Raw genomic sequence first — 1,040 nt, 5'->3', positions numbered from 1 at the left:
AGTCACAACGGTCGCAACGCCGCGGAAATGGCCCGGACGGAATTTGCCGCACAATTCGTTTTGCAGGTGTGGAGGCTCGACATTGAAACGTTGTTCCACATTCGGATACAGCTCTTTTTCATCAGGCGCAAATACGACGGCAACGCCCTCACCTGCCAATTTGTCGGCATCTTGCTGCAAAGTGCGCGGATATTTGTCGAAATCTTCGCCTTGTCCGAATTGCAGGCGGTTGACAAAAATACTGACCACAACGTTATCGGCACGTTTTTTCGCTTCGCGCACCAGCGCAAGATGGCCTTCGTGCAGATTGCCCATAGTCGGTACAAATGCCACTTTTCCGGCAGTTTTGCGCCACTCGCGCAATTCTTTAATCGTATGAATGATTTGCATGGTTTGAAAAATCCTTTATCTTTTCCGCTGTTTCATCAACGGAAATCACGCGCCGATTATACGCTTTTATTCATTAAAAAGGCCGTCTGAAATAAGTTTCAGACGGCCTGGTTTTTATTTTATCCGGCAAACGTATGTTCGACAGACGGGAACGTTTTTGCTTTGACTTCATCCACATAGGCTTTGACCGCAGCTTGAACGCTGTCTTTACCCTGCATAAAGTTTTTCACGAATTTGGCGGTTTTACCGGGGAAAATGCCGAGCATATCGTGCATCACCAAAACCTGACCGTCGCAATCCACGCCTGCGCCAATACCGATGGTTGGGCAAGAAACTGTCTCGGTTACTTTTTTCGCCAACTCTGCAGGAACGCATTCCATCAATACGATTGCCGCACCTGCCGCATCATGTGCTTTAGCGTCGTTGAGCAACGCTTCCGCCTTGTCGCCGCGGCCTTGAACTTTATAGCCGCCGAATGCAAACACGGATTGCGGGGTCAGGCCGATGTGCGCGCAAACAGGAATGCCGCGCATTTGCAGAAATTCAGTGGTCTCCGCCATCCAGACGCCGCCTTCGAGTTTGACCATATGCGCGCCAGCCGCCATCAATTCGGCCGCCGCCGCAAATGCCTGCTCTTTGCTCTGCTGATA

2 protein-coding genes are annotated in these 1,040 nt (G+C 50.8%); both read right to left on the bottom strand.

Annotation, left to right across the window (positions count from 1 at the left end; genetic code table 11):
- Window positions 1–390 (bottom strand): 4-phosphopantoate--beta-alanine ligase (locus tag ACTHUM_RS15130; RefSeq protein WP_440403306.1); only part of this gene is annotated, 390 nt, incomplete at its 3' end.
- A gap of 119 nt (window positions 391–509) precedes the next feature.
- A partial coding sequence (gene panB / locus ACTHUM_RS15125) for a 3-methyl-2-oxobutanoate hydroxymethyltransferase (protein WP_440403305.1) occupies window positions 510–1,040 on the bottom strand: 531 nt, incomplete at its 5' end.

The organism is Neisseria sp. P0021.S006, from assembly GCF_051956895.1.
This window is presented reverse-complemented; position numbering and strand designations above follow the sequence as displayed.